The sequence below is a fragment of the Kribbella sp. NPDC023972 genome (assembly GCF_040639075.1).
GTDB lineage: Bacteria > Actinomycetota > Actinomycetes > Propionibacteriales > Kribbellaceae > Kribbella.
Map to the genome: position 1 here is coordinate 1 of NZ_JBEZZH010000006.1, position 16,129 is coordinate 16,129.

Annotated in this window: 11 protein-coding genes; 8 read left to right on the top strand and 3 right to left on the bottom strand. The window is 67.9% G+C overall.

Going from position 1 to position 16,129, the window contains the following annotated elements:
• Positions 1–1,104: 1,104 nt before the first annotated feature.
• The 3 genes from AB0F43_RS23440 to AB0F43_RS23450 form a co-directional block, all read right to left on the bottom strand.
• Positions 1,105–1,992 (bottom strand): hypothetical protein, encoded by an 888-nt coding sequence (locus AB0F43_RS23440; RefSeq protein WP_360480514.1) that lies wholly within the window; start codon positions 1,990–1,992, stop codon positions 1,105–1,107.
• Positions 1,993–2,006: 14 nt separating this feature from the next.
• Positions 2,007–2,783, bottom strand: a complete 777-nt coding sequence (locus AB0F43_RS23445; RefSeq protein ID WP_360480517.1) for a L,D-transpeptidase — start codon at positions 2,781–2,783, stop codon at positions 2,007–2,009.
• A gap of 124 nt (positions 2,784–2,907) precedes the next feature.
• Positions 2,908–3,753: a PAC2 family protein gene (locus AB0F43_RS23450; RefSeq protein WP_360480519.1), complete on the bottom strand. Its 846-nt coding sequence runs from the start codon at positions 3,751–3,753 to the stop codon at positions 2,908–2,910.
• Positions 3,754–3,964: 211 nt separating this feature from the next.
• Between AB0F43_RS23450 and metH the strand changes: the two genes are divergently transcribed.
• From metH to AB0F43_RS23490, 8 genes are all read left to right on the top strand, one after another.
• The gene (metH, locus tag AB0F43_RS23455; protein ID WP_360480522.1) at positions 3,965–7,447 is read left to right on the top strand and encodes a methionine synthase; all 3,483 of its coding nucleotides are present in this window, start codon (positions 3,965–3,967) and stop codon (positions 7,445–7,447) included.
• Positions 7,444–8,094 (top strand): HAD family phosphatase, encoded by a 651-nt coding sequence (locus tag AB0F43_RS23460; protein ID WP_360480525.1) that lies wholly within the window; start codon positions 7,444–7,446, stop codon positions 8,092–8,094. The genes metH and AB0F43_RS23460 overlap by 4 nt, the downstream gene beginning before the upstream one ends.
• A gap of 117 nt (positions 8,095–8,211) precedes the next feature.
• Positions 8,212–9,774: an ABC transporter substrate-binding protein gene (locus AB0F43_RS23465; protein ID WP_360480527.1), complete on the top strand. Its 1,563-nt coding sequence runs from the start codon at positions 8,212–8,214 to the stop codon at positions 9,772–9,774.
• A gap of 243 nt (positions 9,775–10,017) precedes the next feature.
• Complete coding sequence (locus tag AB0F43_RS23470) at positions 10,018–11,010, top strand: ABC transporter permease (RefSeq protein WP_360480530.1); 993 nt, start codon at positions 10,018–10,020, stop codon at positions 11,008–11,010.
• A 56-nt stretch (positions 11,011–11,066) separates the two neighbouring features.
• Positions 11,067–12,842 (top strand): ABC transporter substrate-binding protein, encoded by a 1,776-nt coding sequence (locus tag AB0F43_RS23475; protein WP_360480533.1) that lies wholly within the window; start codon positions 11,067–11,069, stop codon positions 12,840–12,842.
• Between the two features lie 97 nt (positions 12,843–12,939).
• Positions 12,940–13,953, top strand: coding sequence for an ABC transporter permease (locus AB0F43_RS23480; RefSeq protein ID WP_360480536.1), 1,014 nt, complete (start codon positions 12,940–12,942; stop codon positions 13,951–13,953).
• Entirely contained in the window at positions 13,950–15,020 is a 1,071-nt protein-coding gene (locus tag AB0F43_RS23485) for an ABC transporter ATP-binding protein (protein WP_360480539.1), read from the top strand. Before AB0F43_RS23480 ends, AB0F43_RS23485 begins: the two co-directional genes overlap by 4 nt.
• Positions 15,021–15,042: 22 nt before the next feature.
• Positions 15,043–16,128 carry a dipeptide ABC transporter ATP-binding protein gene (locus tag AB0F43_RS23490; protein WP_360480542.1) on the top strand — a complete coding sequence of 362 codons (1,086 nt, stop codon included), beginning with the start codon at positions 15,043–15,045 and terminating at the stop codon, positions 16,126–16,128.
• The last annotated feature ends 1 nt before the right edge of the window (position 16,129 follow it).

The window sequence follows — 16,129 nt, forward strand, 5'->3', positions numbered from 1 at the left end:
GCGCCTTCGGCGTCCGCTGCGCGGATCGAACAAGTTCGACCCTTGACCCACGCCACCACGACCAGGGAAGGACGCAGCTATCCCGGAGCAGCTCACCCGAGTGGTCACGTGCCCCGGGGTGGACACGGTGTGCCGGCCTGGATGCGCCGGATTCCCTTGGGCCTGGATCGGGGCCGGGGGCCGGTGTTCGATGGGTGGGCGATCTTGCTCGCATGCCGGTCACAGCCGGCCAGTTCCCAGGACCTTGAACAACTTCTGGGGTCCGGAGACAGCCATGACATGTCCCCGGTCCCCAGGACGTGTTCAAGCCCCCGGCGCCCGACTCTCGAATCCCGGGATGCGGACAAAACCGTTCATATGCCGGGCGACCCGGCCAGCGGCGCGTCCCGCTGGCGGGTTATGTCACCACTGGCGTGCTGCAACCCGCCACCGGTGACCTAATCGGCCAGCCGCTAACCCCGTGCCCCGAAACGCAGGCGCACCCCGCCCGGCCCATTCACCGTGATGGAGCAGCTGCCGGACGTGTGGCCGGGGTTTCGGTGGGTGGGCGGTGTGGTCCGCATGCTGGTCCAATCCGGGCAGAACCAGGGGGCTTGAACACCTTCCGGGGTCCTGACACATGCAATAACCCGTCCATGGCCCCCAGTTCCTGTTCAAGCCCCCGGCGACCGACTATTGGATCCCGGGATGCGGACGAAACCGGTCACATGCCGGGCAACCCAGCCTGCGGCGCGACGCACTGGCGGGTTATGTCACCGCTGACGTTGCAACGCCAGCGAACACATAACCCGTTAGCCGCACCCGCATCGGCCCGAAACGCAGGCGAACCCAGCCATTTGCCGCGATTACCTGCCGGACGCGCTGGTGGCGTGATCCCTCCGCAGACCGCCAGACCCGATCCCGCCAATCCCCAATCCACAGACCCTCACCGCATCCACTGCAGGCACGCGACTAGCCGCGCCCCCACAATCCCTTGCTGGAACACGCGTAACCGCAGTCACCCTTTCCGACCATGCCGTACCCGAGCACGCCGTACCCGAGCACGGAGTACCCCGACCACGCCGTACCCCGAGCACGCCGGCCCCGGACAGCCGGAGGCCTGCGTCAGCCGGTGACGGGGTGGTGGGTCTTGACTGGGGTTGGGATCGGGGCCATGGGGGCCTGGTCGACCGGGGCGGGGTGGTTTTGAGTGGGGGTTGGTTTGGCGGTGGGCTTGGCGGGCGGCTTGGCGCAGGTTGCTGAGGCCAGGCGGATGATCTGGGCGCCGTTGCCGAGGTTGATTGTCAGGCCGGTGATCGTGAAGGAGCCGTCCGAGCGTTTGGTGCGTTGGTTGACGGTGATCGTGGCCAGCGGGGCCGCCGGGATCGTGACTTCCTGCTTTGTGGTCGGTACGGCGATCTTCTGGCCGAGCAGCGTGAGTGAGCCGATGTCGACGCCGCCGTCGTCGCCGGAGCACCAGACGTTGACGGCGTCGATGCCGAGCAGCGAGCTGGGTGGGGTCAGCAGGAGGTTGCACAGCTCGGGCAGGTTCTTGGCGGGCAGGTCACCCGTGCTCGGAGCCGGGAGTGGAAGACCGAGGTCGGGCAGCGGCAGGTCCGGGATCGGCAAGTCGTTGGCGCCTTGCGCGGGCAGGGTGGCACACGCCTGCTTGAGCTCCGGCGGGACCTTGACCTGGCTGAGGGCGTCCGGGCCGACGATCACGTCGAAGAGCTCGACCGACGCCGAGTCGTTTCCGGCCGTGGCGGTGCCGGCGCGGACGGACAGCAGTGGGTTCTTCGGCAGCTCGAGTGCCGACGTGGTGTGCCGGCGGCCGTCGGCGGATTCGGCGTACGGCGTTTTGTCGATCGGGACCTGTCCTTCCGCGCTGACGGCGTACGCCGAGGACGGCCGGGCCGCCGCGTTGACCACCGGCGAACTGGCGACCAGGCTGAACGCCACCACACCGGTCACGGCCGTGACCGTCAGGACGGTCGGTGCGAAGTGTCGTCGCATCTGCTCTTCCACCTTCATTTGCTGTCGATCAGGACGAGGGTCCCGAGGGGAACCTTCTGCAGGAGGGCGAGTGCCGTCTTCGGCACCCGGACACACCCGGCGCTGACGGCCGCGCCGAAGACGTCCGGCCGGGGCCAGCCGTGGATCGCTACCGTGCCGGGCCCACCGCCGAACGTGTCGAGGGTGGGACTGTGCGCACCGAGCGGCAGTACCACCGGCGAGGCCGAGCGTTTGTTGTCGATGATCGAGCCGAGCAGGAAGGTGCGGCCGGGAGGCGTCGGAGTCTTCCGCGCACCGACACCCGCCTTCCACACACCGAGGCGCCGGCCCTGCCGGAACAGCTCGAGAGTGCGCGAACCCGTGTGCACCCGGATCAGGTACGGCGACGAGGCGCGCTCCAGATCCTGGTCGGGCAACCAGCCGGTCGAGCGGTTCGGCTTCGACGGCAGCAGCACGCGGACCCAGCCATCGGTCTGCTGGACCACGGGCAGCCAGGTCGGACCGAACTGGGTCGGCCCGATCTTGGCGAACGCGTCCGCGTCCGGAGCGGTGTAGACGGCGGTCTCCGCCCGCGGGTGGACGACCAATCCGTCTGTGCCGTCGAACGGTTCAGAGTCCAGTGGAGCGGTGTCGATGGTCGTGTGCGTGGTCGAGCTCGTCAGCGTGCTGAGGTCGACGTCGGGTTCGCCGGCACCGCGGAAACCCACGACCGCGGCGACTCCGAGCACGACCAGCACGGCGAGCGCAGGGATCGAGCTGCCACCCCGCTCGTCGCCCCGTGACCTGCGCATGACCCGCTCCCGTGATCCCCGCCCGGCTGTCGTCCCGGACGAGAATAGGACGATCGGTGAAGTTACGCCACGGTAGAGTGACCGCCAGATGAAGGCCGAGTCCAGCGCGTACTGCGCGGCACGCCTAGTCGGGGTGGTTCTTGTTCCGCCGCTTGAGGTACCGCTCGAACTCGGCGGCGATCGCGTCGCCGGAGGCCTCGGGCAGGTCGGCGGTGTCGCGCTGCTCCTCCAGGGAGTGCACGTACTCGGCGACCTCCGGGTCCTCCTCGCTGAGCTCGTCGGCGCCGCGCTGCCAGGCCCGAGCGAGCTCGGGCAGGTCACCCTCGGGGATCTGCAGGTCCAGCAGCGCCTCGACCTTGCTGAGCAGCGCGAGAGACGCCTTCGGGCACGGGCTGCCGGCGATGTAGTGCGGGATCGCCGACCAGATCGAGACAGCCGGTACGCCGAGGGTGCCGCAGAGGTCGGCGAACACACCGGTGATACCGGTCGGGCCTTCGTACGTCGACGGCTCCAGGCTCCACGACGCAGCCAGCTCCGGGTCGCCCGAGGTGGCCGAGACCGGGATCGGCCGGGTGTGCGGGGAGTCCGCGAGCAGCGCGCCGAGGACCACGACGAGCTGCGAGTTCGACTCGTCGACCACTTCGAGCAGCTCCTGGCAGAAACCGCGCCAGCGCATGTTCGGCTCGATACCGCGAATCAGCACCACGTCCCGGCCGGTGTCGTCGGGGCGGGCCAGGAAGACCCGGGTGGTCGGCCACGTGAGTCGGCGTACGCCGTCCTCATCGAAGCCGACCTGCGGCCGGTTCACCTGGAAGTCGTAGTAGTCCTCAGGGTCGATCGCGGTGACGAGCTCGGCGCCCCACTCCTCGATCAGGTGGTCGACCGCTCCGGTGGCCGCCTCGGCCGCATCGTTCCAGCCCTCGAACGCGGCGATCACGACCGGGTCCCTCAGGTTCGCGAGATCAACCACTCGCAGGCCCCCTGTCGTCTCTGTGCCATCCGGCGGGTTGCCGGAAACCGGACTGCCAGCCTACGTGGTCGCACGGCTCCGTGCGCCGGGTTTCACGTCCAGCGGAAAGTGTCGCGGACGCACGTTCCGGGCCGACTACGATGTGAGACCGGTGTCCATGTCCAAGCCTGGCCCGCCCCCGCCCCGGCCAGGCCCGATCCCTGGAGGTTCCGTGTCCAGAGCCGGCCGGCCCGAGCTTCGCCAGCTGTTGACCGAGCGGGTGGTGGTGGCCGACGGGGCGATGGGCACGATGCTGCAGTCCTACGACCTGTCGCTGGACGAGTTCGAGGGCCACGAGGGCTGTAACGAGATCCTCAACCTGACCCGGCCGGACGTGGTCAAGGCGATCCACACGGCGTACTTCGACGTCGGCGTCGACTGTGTCGAGACGAACACCTTCGGTGCCAACTTCGCCAACCTGGGGGAGTACGGCATCGCCGACCGGATCCACGAACTCAGCGAGGCCGGCGCCCGGCTGGCCCGGGAGGCGGCCGACGCGGCGTCGACCCCCGACCACCCGCGGTTCGTGCTCGGCAGCGTCGGCCCCGGGACCAAGCTCCCGACCCTCGGCCACACCACGTTCACCACCCTGCGGGACGCGTACGCCGAGACCACGCGCGGGCTCATCGACGGGGGAGCGGACGCGATCCTGGTCGAGACCACCCAGGACCTGCTGCAGACCAAGGCGAGTGTGATCGGCGCCCGGAAGGCGCTCGACGCGGCAGGCTCGACGATCCCGGTGATCGTCTCGGTCACGGTCGAGACCACCGGGACGATGCTGCTCGGGTCCGAGATCGGCGCCGCGCTGACCGCGCTGGAGCCGCTCGGCATCGACCTGATCGGCCTGAACTGCGCGACCGGCCCGAAGGAGATGAGCGAGCACCTGCGCTACCTCTCCAAACACTCGACCGTCCCGCTCGCCTGCATGCCGAACGCCGGCCTCCCACAGCTCACCGCCGACGGCGCGTTCTACCCGCTCACGCCGGAGGAGCTCGCCGACGCCCACGAGACCTTCGTGAACAGCTACGGCCTGTCGCTGGTCGGTGGCTGCTGCGGTACGACGCCCGAGCACCTGCGTCAGGTGGTCGAGCGGGTCGGCGGCCGCCCGGTGCGCGAGCGCGATCCCCAGCCCGAGGCGGGCGTGTCGAGCCTGTACCAGCACGTGCCGTTCCGGCAGGACACGTCGTACCTCTCGATCGGGGAGCGGACGAACGCGAACGGCTCGAAGGCGTTCCGGGAGGCGATGCTGGCCGAGGACTGGGAGGGGTGCGTCGAGATCGCCCGGGCCCAGATCCGGGACGGCGCGCACCTGCTCGACCTGTGCGTCGACTACGTCGGCCGGGACGGTGTCGCCGACATGAAGGAGATCGCCGGCCGGCTCGCCACCGCGTCGACGCTGCCGCTCATGCTCGACTCGACCGAGCCCGCCGTACTGCGGGCGGGGCTGGACATGCTCGGCGGCCGCTGCGTGCTGAACTCGGTGAACTTCGAGGACGGCGAGGCCGAGGACTCCCGCTTCGCCCGGATCGCGGGGCTCGCCCGGGAGTACGGCGCCGCCGTCGTCGCGCTGACCATCGACGAGGAGGGCCAGGCGCGGACCGCCGCGAAGAAGGTCGCGATCGCGGAGCGGCTGCTGGAGACGCTGGAGCGCGACTACGGGATCGCCGGTCACGACGTCCTGGTCGACTGCCTGACGTTCACGCTGGCGACCGGGCAGGAGGAGTCGCGGCGGGACGGGATCGAGACGATCGAGGCCATCCGGGAGCTGAAGAGGCGGCGGCCCGACGTACAGACCGTGCTCGGTCTGTCGAACATCTCCTTCGGCCTCAACCCGGCGGCGCGGCACGTGCTGAACTCCGTCTTCCTGCACGAGTGTGTGCAGGCCGGTCTGGACTCGGCGATCGTGCACGCGAGCCGGATCATGCCGGTGGCGAAGATCCCGGACGACCAGCGTGAGGCCGCGCTGGACCTGATCTATGACCGGCGGCGCGAGGGGTACGACCCGTTGCAGCGGCTGCTGGAGCTGTTCGCGGACGTGAAGACGTCGGACCTGAAAGCGAGCAAGCTGGAGGAGCTGGCCGCGCTGCCGGTGGCCGAGCGGCTGAAGCAGCGGATCATCGACGGCGAGCGCAACGGGGTCGAAGGCGATCTGGACCAGGCGCTGACCGACAAGAGTGCGCTGGACATCATCAACGACGATCTGCTCGCCGGGATGAAGGTGGTCGGCGAGCTGTTCGGCTCCGGCCAGATGCAATTGCCGTTCGTGCTGCAGTCGGCCGAGGTGATGAAGACGTGTGTCGCGTACCTCGAACCGCATATCGAGAAGACCGACGACGAAGGCAAGGGCACGATCGTGCTGGCCACGGTCAAGGGCGATGTGCACGACATCGGCAAGAACCTGGTCGACATCATCCTGACCAACAACGGCTACAGCGTGGTCAACCTCGGCATCAAGCAGCCCGTGAACGCGATCCTGGAGGCGGCCGAGGAGCACAAGGCCGACGTGATCGGCATGTCCGGCCTCCTGGTGAAGTCGACCGTGGTGATGAAGGAGAACCTCGAGGAGCTGAACCAGCGCGGCCTGGCCAAGCGCTGGCCGGTCCTGCTCGGCGGTGCCGCCCTCACCCGCGCGTACGTCGAGCAGGACCTCGGCAACCTGTTCGAAGGCGAGGTCCGGTACGCGCGGGATGCCTTCGAGGGACTGCGGTTGATGGATGCCGCGATGGCGGTGAAGCGTGGCGTGCCGGGGGCCGCGCTGCCCGAGCGTCGCGAGCGCCGGGTGCGCTCCTCGACCCGGGTTCTCGACCGGCCGCTCGACGAGGTGCCGGCCCGCTCGGATGTCGCCGTGGACAACGTCGTACCGGCGCCGCCGTTCTGGGGTTCGCGGATCGTGAAGGGCATCCCGCTGGCCGACTACTCCGGCTATCTGGACGAGCGGGCCACCTTCCTCGGTCAGTGGGGTCTGCGTGGCACCCGCGGCGCCGATGGGCCGTCGTACGACGAACTCGTCGAGACCGAGGGCCGGCCGCGGCTGCGGTTGTGGATGGACCGGATCCTGACCGAGGGAATCATGGAGGCGGCCGTCGTGTACGGGTACTGGCCGTGCTACTCCGAGGGGAACGCGCTCGTCGTCCTGGATCCGTCCGATCACCGCGAGCTGCACCGGTTCGAGTTCCCGCGGCAGCGGCGCGACCGGTTCCTGTGCCTGGCGGACTTCTTCCGGCCGAAGGAGTCCGGTGAGCTCGACGTGGTCGCGTTCCACCTGGTCACGATGGGGCAGAAGGTCGCCGAGGTGACCGGCGAGCTGTTCGCCCGCAACGCCTACCGCGACTACCTGGAGCTGCACGGGTTGTCGGTGCAGCTGACCGAGGCGTTGGCCGAGTACTGGCATGCCCGCGTCCGCGACGAGCTCGGGTTCGGCCGGGAGGACGGCGACCTGGACGGGATGCTGCGGGACCAGGCGTACCGGGGTTCGCGGTACTCGTTCGGGTACCCGGCATGTCCGGACTTGGAGGACCGCGAGAAACTGGTGCGGTTGCTCGAGCCGGAACGGATCGGCGTACACCTATCTGAGGAGTTGCAGTTGCACCCGGAACAATCCACCGACGCCTTGGTGGTCCACCACCCCGAAGCAAAGTACTTCAACGCCTCATGAGTCTCGGTGCAGTGTTGTGGGACATGGATGGGACGTTGGTCGACTCGGAGAAGGTCTGGGCGGAGGTGCAGATCGAGCTGCTCGGCTCGCTCGGCGCGATCTGGACCGTTGAGGACTGCATGCACCTGGTCGGCAGCGACCTGCGGGATGCGGTGCAGGTCTGGATGTCGCGGATCCCGGTCGGCGCGATCACGGCCGAGGAGCTGGCCGAGCGGATGTTCCGCGCGGTGGTCGACGCGCTGAAACAGGAGGTCGAGTTCCGGCCGGGTGCGCTGGACCTGCTGCAGGCGTTGCGCAAGGAGGAAGTGCCTTGCGCCTTGGTGTCGGCGTCGTACCGGGTGATGATCGACGCTGTGCTCCCGCACCTGCCGCCGGACCCGTTCGACGTGATCGTCGCCGGGGACGAGGTGACGCAGGGCAAGCCGCACCCAGAGCCGTACCTGACCGCGGCCGCGAAGCTCGGCGTCGATCCGGCCCAGTGCGTGGTGATCGAGGACTCGAACACCGGCGCCGAGGCCGGTACGGCGGCCGGCGCCTACGTAGTCGCCGTACCGCAGTGGGTGACGATCCCGGAGGCACCCCGGCGGCTCGTCGTCGACTCGCTCGAACCGCTCACCCCGGAGTCACTGCGCGACTTGCTCCGCTGACGCGTTACCGTCACTTGGTGCCATGTCCCGTGGTGACGACTGCCGCCATCGTTGAAGCCCTCGTCACCACGGGACACTTGGGGCAGTTACTGGGGTATTGGGCTGGGGAAGGGTGAGATGGTGATCGTGTCGTGGTGCCGGGTCGCGGTGACGGCCGCGCTCGTGCTGGCGCTGGCCGGTTGTGGCGAGCCGGACGACAACGCGCCGCACCAGGGCAGCGAAACGCCGAAGGCGATGGTGGTGCGGGTCGCCACCACCGACACGATCAGCTCGCTCGACCCGGCCGGGCCGTACGACGTCGGCTCGCGGACCGTCCAGGCGAACCTGTACCAGACGCTGCTGACGATCATGCCCGGCAAGCCGACCCCGGTGCCGGACGCCGCGGACTGCCAGTTCGACTCGCCGACGACGTACACCTGCAGTTTGAAGGAAGGCCTGACCTTCCCGAACGGGCACGAGCTGACCTCGTCGGACGTGAAGTTCAGCTTCGAGCGGATGCTCCGGCTGCGGAACCCGACCGGCGCGGCCGCAATGTTCTCCTCGCTCACCTCGGTCAGTACGCCGGACGACCTGACCGCGGTGTTCAACCTGAAGCGCCCGGACGCGCGGCTGCCGTACCTGCTGACCACGACCGCCGGGTCGATCGTGGACGAGGAGTTCTACCCGGCGAACAAGCTGCTCGACACCAAGGCGATGGGCAGTGGGCCGTACCAGCTGACGGCGTACCGGCCGGGGCAGACGATCACGCTCGGGCGGTTCGACAAGTACAAGGGTCCGCGCGGCGCCCGGAACGACGGTGTCGAGATCACCCTGGTGAAGGACTCGACCGCGCTGTACCAGGCGATCACCACCGGGAAGGCCGACCTGGCGTTCCACGGCTTCGGCCCGAGCATGCTGGAGAAGCTGCGCAAGGCCGAGCAGCTGCAGGTGGTCGAGGCCGACTACGCCGCGATCCGTTTCTTCGCGTTCCAGATGAAGTCGCTGACCGCCCGCAAACCCGCCGTACGCCGGGCCGTCGCCCAGCTGATCGACCGTCCGGCGATCGTGAAGAAGGCGTACGGCGACCACGTGACGCCGCTGTACTCGGTGGTCCCGCCGGGGTTCGGCGGCCAGGCCGACACGTTCAAGACCGAGTACAACCAGCCGAGCAAGGCCGCGGCCGCAGCGATCCTCAGACAAGCGGGGATCGCCGTACCGGTGCCGCTGACGGTCGGCTGGACGCCGGTGGAGTACGGCGCCGGCGCGAAGAACGAGGTGCTCGAGCTGAAGCGGCAGCTGGAGGCCTCGGGCCTGTTCCGGGTGACGTTGCGAAGCGCGGAGTGGCCGCAGTACCAGCAGCTCACCCGGGCCGGGGCGTACGACCTGTACCACGGTGGGTGGATCCCGGAGTACCCGGACGCGGACGACTACCTGGCGCCGTTCGTCCGGACCGGCGCGGTGTTCAACAACGGCTACCGGTCGGCGGCGGCCACCGCGCTGCTGGAGCAGGAGACGACCGAGCAGAACGGGCTCGAGCGGGACAAGCTGGTGAGTCAGCTACAGGGTGTGCTCGCCAAGGAGGCGCCGGTGATCCCGAGCTGGCAGGGCCGGCTCACGGTGGTCGCCGGCAAGGATCTGGAAAACGTCGACGCGGCGCTGAATCCGCTCTCGTTCCTGTACCTGTCCGGCCTCCGTCGGTGATCACCGGCGTGACACAAAAATGCCATGACAGTAACGGTTCGCGAGAGCCCCGCGACCGTGGGTACGACACCGTGGTTTACTGCCGAATGTCCACAATACGGGACGATTTCCTGACGATCACGATCGGGCAACGCAGCACTTTCCGCGTTTGACTCCGGCGTGTAATGGCGGCAGGTTAAGGCGGCAGCCACTACTACCGGTGGTCGTTGGAGTCGAATCGAAGGAAACAGAGGAACTCATCGCGTGAGCACGCCACTCGAGGTCGAGCCGGGATCGTCGGCAGCCGAGCCGGAGGCCGTACTCCAAGGCGTCCGCAAGATCGAGGGCCGGTCGCTGTGGCAGATCTCCTGGATGCGGCTCAAGCGCGACAAGGTCGCCATCGTCGGCGGCTTCTTCGTCCTGTTCCTGGTCCTGGTCGCGATCTTCGCGCCGCTGATCTGCAAGCTGTTCGGGGTCACGCCGAACGACTTCCACCAGGACCTGGTCGACCCGTCGCTGCAGACGTCGATCGGGAAGTGGAACGGGATCAGCCGGGACCACCCGTTCGGGATCGAGCCGGTGAACGGCCGCGACATCTTCGCCCGGATCGTGTACGGCGCCCGGATCTCGCTGCTGATCGCGTTCCTGGCGACCCTGCTGTCGGTCGTGATCGGCACCGTGATGGGTATCGTCGCCGGCTACTTCGGCGGCTGGGTGGACACGCTGATCAGCCGTTTGATGGACATCTTCCTGGCGTTCCCGCTGGTGCTGTTCGCGCTGGCGCTGGTCGGCGCCGTACCGGACAAGCTGCTCGGGCTGAGCGGTGACGCCCTGCGGGTGGCGCTGATCGTCTTCATCATCGGTTTCTTCAGCTGGCCGTACATCGGCCGGATCATCCGCGGTCAGACGCTGTCGCTGCGGGAACGGGAGTTCGTCGACGCGGCCCGGAGCCTCGGCGCCCGCCGGCCGTACATCCTGTTCACCGAGCTGCTGCCGAACCTGATCGCCCCGATCCTGGTGTACGCGACCCTGCTGATCCCGACGAACGTGCTGTTCGAGGCGGCGCTGTCGTACCTCGGTGTCGGTGTCCGGCCGCCGACGGCCAGCTGGGGCGACATGCTGTCCACAGCGGCGAACTGGTACCAGGTCGAGCCGCTCTACATGGTTCCGCCCGGCTTGGCCATCTTCGTCACGGTGCTGGCCTTCAACCTGTTCGGCGACGGGCTACGGGACGCCCTCGACCCGCGCTCGCGATAACGACTTCTCTCCAATCAGGGAGCCTGGCTCTCACGAAAAAAGGGGTGCAACAAGAGATGAGATGGAATCGCATCACGACGGCGACCGCCGTCAGTGCGGCCGTCGCGTTGAGCCTGGTGGCTTGCGGGGGCAGCGACAACGGAGGCTCCGGAGGGTCAGGCGGCGGCGGGAACACCACGACGGCGGAGTTCGACGCGGCCGTCAAGGGCGTCTACAGCCCGAGCGACAAAAAGGGTGGCACGCTCCGGATGGCCATCACGGAGAAGTGGGACTCCACCGACCCCGGTGACACCTACTACGGCCTGTCCTGGAACCTTGTCCGCAACTACGTGCGACCGCTGATGGTCTTCAAGTCGGCTCCGGGCAAGGAGGGTGCGGAGGTCGTTCCGGACCTCGCCGAGGCCGCTGGTGTACCGAGCAACGATGCCAAGACCTGGACCTACAAGATCCGCAAGGGCATCAAGTTCGAGGACGGCACCGAGGTCAAGGCCAAGGACGTCAAGTACGCCGTCGCCCGCTCCCTGGACAAGGCGACGCTGCCGAACGGCCCGACGTACTTCAACGACTTCCTGCTGGACGTGCCGAAGGGCTACAGCGTCTACAAGGACCCGACGATGGCCGGTATCGCCAAGGCCATCCAGACGCCGGACGACTACACCATCGTCTTCAATCTGAACAAGTCCTTCTCCGGCTTCGACTACTTCGCTCAGCTGCCGGCCACCGCTCCGGTGCCGCAGGCGAAGGACAACGGTTCGAAGTACCAGTTGCACCCGATCTCCACCGGCCCGTACAAGTTCGAGAGCCACGACCCGAACAAGGGCCTCAGCCTGATCCGCAACGACCAGTACGACCCGTCGACCGACCCGAACTCGGGCCGGAAGGCGCTGCCGGACAAGATCACGGTCGCCTACAACGTCAACGGCGCCGACATCGACAACCGGCTGCAGTCCGGTGACCTCGACGTCGACATCGCCGGCACCGGCGTGCTCGCGGAGACCCAGGCCAAGATCCTGGCGAACCCGCAGCTGAAGGCCAAGGCCGACAACGTGCCCGCGCCGCGGCTGAACTTCACCGTGTTCAACAGCGAGGTCAAGCCGCTCGACAACGTCGACTGCCGCAAGGCGATCCTGTACGCCGCCGACCACGAGGGTTACCAGCGGGCGTACGGCGGTCCGATCGGTGGCGACATCGCCACGAACCTGATGCCGCCGCTGGTCACCGGGGCGGAGAAGTTCGACGACTACGGCTTCGAGAAGGACAAGAACGGCAACGTCGACAAGGCCAAGGAGGCTCTGACGGCGTGCGGCATGCCGCAGGGCTTCAGCACCAACATCGCCTACCGGGCGGACCGGCCGAAGGAGAAGGCGGTCGCGGAGTCGCTGCAGCAGTCGCTGAAGCGGGTCGGCATCAACCTGACCCCGAAGGGCTTCCCGACCGGCGACTACACCAAGCTGTACGCCGGCAAGCCGGACTACGCGAAGGCGAACAACCTCGGCCTGATCGTCTACAGCTGGGGCGCTGACTGGCCGGACGGTTTCGGCTTCCTGAGCCAGATCGTGGACAGCCGGGTCATCCGGGCCACCGGTGGTAACACCAACCTGGGCATCCGGATCCCGGAGGTCGACCAGCTGATCGACCAGGCGCTGAAGGAGACCGACAAGGCCAAGCGCGAGAAGATCTGGGTCGACGTCGACAAGAAGGTCATGGAGCAGGCCGCCGTACTGCCGGGCATCTGGGCCAAGGGCCTGCTGTTCCGTCCGGACACGCTGGCCAATGTGTACGTCAGCGACAGCCAGAACATGTACGACTACGCGGGCATCGGCCTGAAGTAGTCCCTCGGTTGCCCTGACCAACATTCGCCAGCAGAGGTAGGTGAAGGCTGACGGTGGCCGGTGATCCGCAGGATCACCGGCCACCACGCCGAGCACGGTGTTCGCATATCTGGTCCGCCGGGTGATCGGAGCAGTGGTCCTGCTCTTCATCGTCACGGCCGTCACGTTCTCGATCTTCTTCCTGGTCCCCAAGCTCGGCGGTGCGTCCGCCGACGACCTGGCCTCGCGCTACGTCGGCAAGAGCGCGGGTCAGGAGCAGATCCACGAGACCGCAGTCAAGCTCGGGTTCACCGATCCCCTCTACGAGCAGTACGGCCGCTTCGTGAAGGGACTGTTCGCTGGTCAGGAGTACAACTACGGGCCGGCGACGGAGCACTGCCCGGCGCCGTGCTTCGGCTACTCGTTCCTGACCCAGCAGCCGGTCTGGCCGGACCTGGTCAACCGACTACCGGTGACCGCGTCACTGGCGGCCGGCGCGGCGTTCATCTGGCTCGTCACCGGAGTCGGCACGGGGATCGTGTCAGCCCTCAAACGCGGGTCCGCGCTGGACCGGTCACTCATGTCGGTGGCGCTGGCCGGTGTCTCGCTACCGATCTTCTTCACCGGTCTGCTGTCCCTGTCGATCTTCAGCTATGGGCTCGGCTGGACGGCCCAAGGCGGGACGAACCCGATCGACGCGTCCAACCCGCTCTGGTGGGCGTACGACCTGATCCTTCCGTGGGTCACGCTCGCGTTCCTCTACGCGGCGGCGTACGCGCGACTCACCCGGGCCGGCATGCTCGAGACGATGAACGAGGACTTCGTCCGGACCGCCCGGGCCAAGGGGCTGACGGAGCGGGACGTGGTGATGAAGCACGGACTGCGGTCCGCGCTGACACCGATCCTGACCATCTTCGGTCTCGACCTGGGGCTGTTGCTGGGCGGTGCGATCCTGACCGAGACGACGTTCTCGCTGCCGGGCCTCGGCCAGTACGCCGTCATCGCGCTGCGGGCGAACGACCTGCCCAAGGTGCTCGGTGTGACGCTGATCGCGGCGTTCTTCATCGTGCTGGCGAACCTGATCGTCGATCTCCTGTACGCCGTCGTCGACCCGAGAGTGCGGATCTCGTGACCGAACCCCAAGACCAAGCTCAGGACACTGTCCAGCGGATCGATCGCGGCGAGGCCTTCCTGGACGTCCGCGACCTGAAGGTGCACTTCCCGACCGACGACGGTGTGGTGAAGTCGGTCGATGGGATCTCGTTCAAGCTCGAGCGGGGCAGGACGCTCGGCATCGTGGGGGAGTCCGGCTCGGGCAAGAGCGTGACCAGCCTGTCGATCATGGGCCTGCACCCGCCGGGCGTCGCGAAGATCAGCGGTGAGATCTTCCTCGACGGCCAGGACCTGATCTCGTCCAGCCGGGAAGAGGTCCGCCGGCTGCGCGGTAAGCGGATGGCGATGATCTTCCAGGACCCGCTGTCGGCGATGCACCCGTTCTACACGGTCGGTCACCAGATCGTCGAGGCGTACCGGGTGCACAACCAGGTGAGCAAGCAGGTCGCGCGCAAGCACGCGATCGAGATGCTCGACCGGGTCGGCATCCCGCAACCGGACAAGCGGGTGGACGCCTACCCGCACCAGTTCTCCGGCGGTATGCGGCAGCGCGCGATGATCGCGATGGCGCTGTCCTGCGACCCCGACCTGCTGATCGCGGACGAGCCGACCACCGCGCTCGACGTGACCGTGCAGGCACAGATCCTGGATCTGATCCGGGACCTGCAGCGCGAGTTCAACTCCGCGGTCATCATCATCACCCACGACCTCGGTGTGGTCGCCGAGCTGGCCGACGACATCCAGGTGATGTACGCCGGCCGGGCGATCGAGTACAGCAGCGCCGAGGACATCTTCGACCGGCCGCAGCATCCGTACACCTGGGGTCTGCTCGGCTCGATGCCGCGGATCGACCGGGAGCGCAGCGAGCGGCTGATCCCGATCAAGGGCACCCCGCCGAGCCTGATCAACGTGCCGTCGGGCTGCGCCTTCAACCCGCGCTGCAACTACGCCCACCTGAACGGCGGCGCGAGCGAGACCGAGCGGCCCGAGCTGCTGGACATCGGCGGCGGCCACCTGGTCGCGTGCCACCTCTCCCCGGAAGAGCGCAAGAAAGCGTGGGAGACCGACATCAAGCCGAAGCTGTGACGGGACGACGACTGTGACGACTGTGAAATCTGGGAACACCGAACCCACCGCCGTCCCGGGCGTCACCGAGCCCAAGCTCGGTGAGGAACTGCTCTCGGTCAACGGCCTGGTGAAGCACTTCCCGATCCGCAAGGGCCTGCTGCAGCGGCAGACCGGCGCCGTCCAGGCCGTCGACGGTCTGACCTTCAACGTGACCCGTGGCGAGACCCTGTCGCTGGTGGGGGAGTCCGGCTGTGGCAAGACCACCACCGGCCGGCTGCTCACCCGGCTGCTGGAGCCGACGTCCGGCCAGATCGTCTTCGAGGGCAGGGACATCAGTCACCTCCGCGAGGGGCAGATGCGGCCGCTGCGGCGGGACGTGCAGATGATCTTCCAGGACCCGTACGGCTCGCTCAACCCGCGGCACACGGTCGGCAAGATCGTCGGGGCGCCGTACAAGCTGCAGAAGGTGAAGACCGAGCAGGGCACGAAGAGGGCCGTGCAGGAGTTGCTCGAGCTGGTCGGCCTGAGCCCGGAGCACTACAACCGGTACCCGCACGAGTTCTCCGGCGGTCAGCGCCAGCGCATCGGTATCGCCCGTACGCTCGCCCTCCGCCCGAAGCTGATCGTCGCCGACGAGCCGGTGTCCGCGCTGGACGTGTCGATCCAGGCGCAGGTGGTCAACCTGCTCGAGGACCTGCAGAGCGAGTTCGACCTGACGTACGTGATGATCGCCCACGACCTGTCCGTCGTACGGCACGTCTCGGACCGGGTCGCGGTGATGTACCTGGGCAAGATCGTCGAGCTCGCCGACCGGGTCGACCTGTACGAGAAGCCGATGCACCCCTACACGGTGGCGCTGCTCTCGGCGGTCCCGATCCCGGACACCAAGCGCAAGGCCAAGCAGGAACGCATTCGCCTGGTCGGCGACGTTCCCAGCCCGATCAACCCACCGCCCGCCTGCCGCTTCCACACCCGCTGCTGGAAAGCCCAAGACATCTGCAAGACCACCGAGCCGCCGCTCCTGCAGCTCGCGCCCGGCCACCAGGCTGCCTGCCACTTCCCGGAGAACCAGCCCTCGAACAAGCCGGTAGCCGCAGCCCCGAGTCCCGACACCGACACCGACTGAC

Excerpts from the sequence above, each read along its gene's own strand:
- AB0F43_RS23440 (WP_360480514.1), bottom strand. The coding sequence starts at position 1,992 with ATGCGACGACACTTCGCACCGACCGTCCTGACGGTCACGGCCGTGACC.
- AB0F43_RS23445 (WP_360480517.1), bottom strand. The coding sequence starts at position 2,783 with ATGCGCAGGTCACGGGGCGACGAGCGGGGTGGCAGCTCGATCCCTGCG.
- AB0F43_RS23460 (WP_360480525.1), top strand. The coding sequence starts at position 7,444 with ATGAGTCTCGGTGCAGTGTTGTGGGACATGGATGGGACGTTGGTCGAC.
- AB0F43_RS23465 (WP_360480527.1), top strand. The coding sequence starts at position 8,212 with ATGGTGATCGTGTCGTGGTGCCGGGTCGCGGTGACGGCCGCGCTCGTG.
- AB0F43_RS23475 (WP_360480533.1), top strand. The coding sequence starts at position 11,067 with ATGAGATGGAATCGCATCACGACGGCGACCGCCGTCAGTGCGGCCGTC.